This window comes from Microcoleus sp. BM001215392, assembly GCF_036700185.1.
GTDB lineage: Bacteria > Cyanobacteriota > Cyanobacteriia > Cyanobacteriales > Microcoleaceae > Microcoleus.
This window is the reverse complement of the sequence record NZ_JAUBOJ010000469.1, coordinates 1-5006: the sequence shown is the minus strand read 5'-3', so window position 1 is coordinate 5006 and position 5006 is coordinate 1. Positions and strand designations below refer to the sequence as shown.

The window sequence follows — 5006 nt, the reverse complement described above, 5'->3', positions numbered from 1 at the left end:
GATAAACGCAGATAATTTTAGGGTGTTTTCCGATTTTTGCAATTCAAGTCTAATATACGAAGAAACCGGGTTTCTGAGGTCGCGGGTGCGTCTAATTTATTTTAAAGCTCGATCGGTAAAATCATAATTTTGTCAATACCCGATCGGTAGATTTGTGCAAAAACTGGCGTCAACTGAAGCTATCGTCCGCTGGAATCGCCCCACCCACACATTAATAACTTTGCAGTTACTTAACTCCCTGATAAGAAATTTTATGAAGATTTACAAAAGAAACGTGTCAGAATGGAAACAATAAGGTAATGGATAACAGACAAGGAGGCAGAGTATGGTAGCCCTGACTGAACGAGTCCAACGCAGATTGACGGTGGAAAAGGTCGAAATTGCCTCTGATACAACGGCAATTCGATGCCTGGACTGGGATAGAGACCGTTTTGACATCGAATTCGGGCTCAAAAACGGTACAACTTACAACTCTTTCATCATTCGTGGCGAAAAAACTGCCCTCGTCGATACCTCGCACGAGAAGTTCCGCCAGCAATATATGGACACTCTGACGGGGGAAATTGACCCGAAAGAGATTGATTATTTAATTATCAGCCACACGGAACCAGACCACAGCGGTTTAGTCAAAGATGTGCTGGCTTTGGCACCTCAAGCGATTGTCGTGGGGGCGAAAGTAGCAATTCAATTTTTAGAAAACCTTGTACACCAACCATTTGAGCGACTTGTAGTTAAAAATGGGGACAAACTAGATTTAGGAAACGGCCACGTTATCGAATTTGTGTCGGCGCCGAATTTGCACTGGCCGGATACTATTTTCAGCTACGACAGCAAAACTCAGGTGATGTTCACCTGCGATGCTTTCGGGATGCACTACTGTTCTGACAGTACCTATGATGACGATTTAGCGGCGGTTGAGGAGGATTATCACTTTTATTATGAGTGTTTGATGGCTCCTAATGCTCGATCGGTACTCAGTGCAATGAAGCGGATGGCTGAGTTGGGAGAAATCGGTACGGTGGCGACAGGTCACGGGCCACTACTCCGCTACAATGTAGCCGAACTTACCGGACGTTACAAAAAGTGGAGTCAAGAACAAGCTAAGGCAGAAACCACGGTAGCGGTATTTTACACTTCCGATTACGGATTTAGCGATCGCCTCGCCCAAGCCATTGCCCACGGAATCACCAAAACTGGTGTCGCCGTAGAAATGATGGACTTGAGAATCGCCGACTTACAAGAAGTTCGCGAACTTGTCGGTAACGCTGCGGGAATCGTGATTTGTTCGCCGCCGAGTAATGGCGCTGCTGCGGAGAATGCCGAAGCTGCTATCAACACCATTTTAGTTGCAGCTAACAACAAACAATCCTTTGGTTTGTGCGAATCCGGCGGCGGCGATGACGCATCGATTTATCCGCTGCGAAACAAGTTCAAAGAGTTGGGTTTGAAAGAAGCATTTCCCAACATTTTGATTAAAGAAGCGCCGACGGAAGGGATTTATCAACTTTGCGATGAAGCCGGCACCGACTTGGGACAGTGGCTGTCTCGCGACAAGGCTGTCAAACAGATGAAAGCCCTCGATAGCGATGTTGATAAAGCTTTGGGACGCATCAGCGGCGGATTGTACATTATTACTGCTCAAAAAGGCGAGGTTAGCAGTGCGATGTTGGCTTCTTGGATCACGCAAGCTAGCTTTAAACCGCTGGGTCTAACTATAGCAGTTGCGAAAGATCGGGCGATCGAATCGATGATGCACGCAGGCGATAAATTTGTCCTTAACGTGCTCGAAGAAGGCAATTATCAAAGCCTGATGAAGCACTTTTTAAAGCGTTTTGCTCCTGGTGCCGATCGATTTGCTGGAGTCAAAACTCAACCTGCAAGCAACGGTTCTCCGATTTTGACGGATGCTTTGGCTTACATGGAATGCGAGGTGGTTAGCCGGATGGAACTTTCGGATCATCATATCGTATATGCGATCGTCGATAGCGGGCGCGTCTCCCATCCTGAAGCGCTGCCGGCGGTTCACCACCGCAAAGTCGGCAATCACTATTAGTCAGTTGACAGTTGTCAGTTGACAGTTGTCAGTTGACAGTTGACCGCTTGACAGTTGACCGCTTGACAGTTGACCGCTTGACAGTTGACAGAACAAGGAAGAAGGCTATAAAGGCTTTGCGATCGCGTCAAAAGAAGGAAGAAAGAAGTTTCAACAAGCGCGTTCAACCCCTGATAAATCTCGTTTATATCTGAGCCCCGATCCCCCCTAACCCCCCTTAATAAGGGGGGGACTGGAATAGATCGAACTCTCCCTTTTTAAGGGGGATTTTGGCTCAGCTACAAACGAGATTTATCAAGGTTTTAGGATTTTGATATCCGTGCACTGCGCACCTGACGCCACCAACAGTTGCTGTTCTTTATTTCTTTCTCTCTTCCTTTCTTACTCTGCGTTAGGGTGCGCAATGCCCACTTTAACCAAACCATAAAAGTAGACCGGGCAAACAGTTGTCATTCTGACTGCATTTTTACTCTGAGGAATTGCCAATGCGTGCCAATCTTTTAGAAAACCGAGATTACACAATTATTATTGCCAGAAGCGATGCCAGCAGAGACCCCGAACATCCTTGGTACGAGGAGTGGGTAGAAGCACAGGCATCTCTGATCGACCTAGCAAAAAAATGTCAGGAATTTGACAGCGACGGCCTCACCGTTTACGAAGCTTGTACTCCTATGTGGAAGTATAAAAAGTCAAGTGTTAGCCGGTTAGCTGAAATTTTGCAGCGACAAAATACGGAACCAAATTCAGCAAAGCCCACTGCAATTAATTTGGCAGAACCTCTGACAGAAGCTTTCAGTGATTATTTTCAGATCGAAACAAATGCCAAAGGCAAGAAAGGAGCCATAATTGTGGCAGTCCTCGATGAAAAACCTGAAAATTCCGCTGCTGTCGCCGAAATTATTGTAAGTGCAGCCAATAAAATAGATAAAGATCAAGAAATTGGGGTGAGCTTTATCCAAATTGGTGACGATTTGAAAACTAGGGAGTTTTTGATCGATCTGGATACCAATTTACAGGCTCAAGGTGCGAAATTTGATATTGTAGATACCAAATTTTGGCACGAAATCAAAAGAAGTTCTGTTGTTCAGTTTCTCATAGGTGCAATTAATGACTAACACTTTGACTCCGAGACTCGCATCTAATACCAAACCCCGCGACGTGCAATTTATTCCGATCGCACCAGATACATTTATTGTGCGATCGCGCACTTGGGACAGACTAAAATTTGAAGTAGAATACTCCCTGCAAAAGGGGACAACAGCAAATAGCTATATCATTCAAGCCGACAAAACTGCTTTGTTTGACCCGCCCGGGGAATCTTTTACCCAAAATTATCTAGATTGTTTGCAGCAGCGACTAGATTTGACCAAGCTGGATTACGTCATTTTGGGACATTTTAACGCTAACAGAGCCGTGACAATTAAAGCTTTGTTAGAATTGGCTCCTGAAGTAGCTTTTGTTTGTACGAATTCAGCCGCGATTGGTTTGCGATCGGCTTTTCCAGAACAAAATTTAAACATTCTGATCGTTCGGGGTGAAGAAACTCTCGATTTAGGCAAAGGTCACAAATTAAAATTCCTGGCGACTCCGACTCCCCGCTGGCCTGACGAACTTTGTACCTACGATCCGCAAACTCGAATTGTGTTCACTGACAAATTTTTTGGATCTCATGTTTGCGGCGATCAAGTATTTGATGAAGGGTGGAGCGTTTACAGCGAAGATCGGCGCTATTATTACGATTCTTTGCACGCTGCTCAGGCGAAACAAGTGCTGACTGCAATGGATAAATTAGCTGATTTACCCACAGCATTTTATGCTCCCGGTCACGGCCCGATTGTCCGTTACGGCCTCCACGAATTGAGCAATTTGTATCGGGAATGGAGCCAGCAACAAAATTCAAAAGACTTGACAGTTGCTTTGATTTATGCTTCGGCTTACGGCAATACTGCTACTTTGGCCCAGGCGATCGCCAAAGGAATTACGAAAGCGGGCGTTGCTGTTGAAACTATCAACTGCGAATTTGTGGAACCGGGAGAAATTCAAGAGGCGATCGAGAAATGCGCCGGGTTTATCATCGGTACTCCGACTCTAGCAGGACACGCGCCGACGCAAATTCAAACTGCTTTGGGAATTGTCTTATCTACCGCAACTAAGAGCAAATTAGCGGGGGTTTTCGGTTCGTTTGGCTGGAGTGGCGAGGCGATCGACTTAGTTGAAGGAAAATTAAAAGATGCTGGCTATCGGATTGGATTTGAGCCGATTCGAGCGAAGTTCAAGCCGACGGCGGACACGATTCACGAGTGCAAAGAAGCGGGAACGGATTTTGCTCAAGCTTTGATTCGATCGCAAAAATTGCGGGCACCAAAACCGCAGTTAGCGGCGGGGAGCGATCGCACAGAACAAGCTGTAGGACGATTAGTTGGTTCCCTGTGCGTAGTCTCAGCGCGGCGCGGGGATGTTACCAGCGCGATGTTGGCTTCGTGGGTGTCGCAAGCCACCTTTAATCCTCCGGGCCTGACGATTGCGGTGGCTAAAGATCGATCGATCGAAGCTTTGATGTACGCCGGAGATAAATTTGTGCTCAATATTTTAGCAGAAGGGCGACAGTTGCGCAAGTATTTCATGAAAAACTTTGCTCCCGGAGAAGACAGATTTGCCGGAGTTGAAACAACAGAAGCTAGCAACGGCTGTCCGGTTTTGACTGATGCTTTAGCTTATCTCGAATGCGAAGTGATCGGTCGGATGGAATGCGGCGATCATTGGGTAGTTTATGCGACGGTTGAAAACGGTCATTTGCTGAAAAATGACGGGGTGACAGCGGTGCACTACCGGAAATCAGGGAGTCATTATTAAATCGAAACAATCTCCCAGCATCGCTGGTAGAAAACGGGTGCATCTATCTGGGTTTTGCTTTTAATGCCGTGCGAGCACTTCAAGAACTCGCACGGCATTA

Annotated in this window: 3 protein-coding genes; all 3 read left to right on the top strand. The window is 46.3% G+C overall.

What is annotated here, in order from left to right; translation table 11 throughout:
- Positions 1 to 325: 325 nt before the first annotated feature.
- Positions 326 to 2053, top strand: coding sequence for a diflavin flavoprotein (locus QT974_RS30860; RefSeq protein ID WP_333472187.1), 1728 nt, complete (start codon positions 326 to 328; stop codon positions 2051 to 2053).
- A gap of 485 nt (positions 2054 to 2538) precedes the next feature.
- The gene (locus QT974_RS30855) at positions 2539 to 3168 is read left to right on the top strand and encodes a hypothetical protein (RefSeq protein WP_333472186.1); all 630 of its coding nucleotides are present in this window, start codon (positions 2539 to 2541) and stop codon (positions 3166 to 3168) included.
- Positions 3161 to 4906 carry a diflavin flavoprotein gene (locus tag QT974_RS30850; RefSeq protein ID WP_333472185.1) on the top strand — a complete coding sequence of 582 codons (1746 nt, stop codon included), beginning with the start codon at positions 3161 to 3163 and terminating at the stop codon, positions 4904 to 4906. The genes QT974_RS30855 and QT974_RS30850 overlap by 8 nt, the downstream gene beginning before the upstream one ends.
- Positions 4907 to 5006 lie beyond the last annotated feature (100 nt).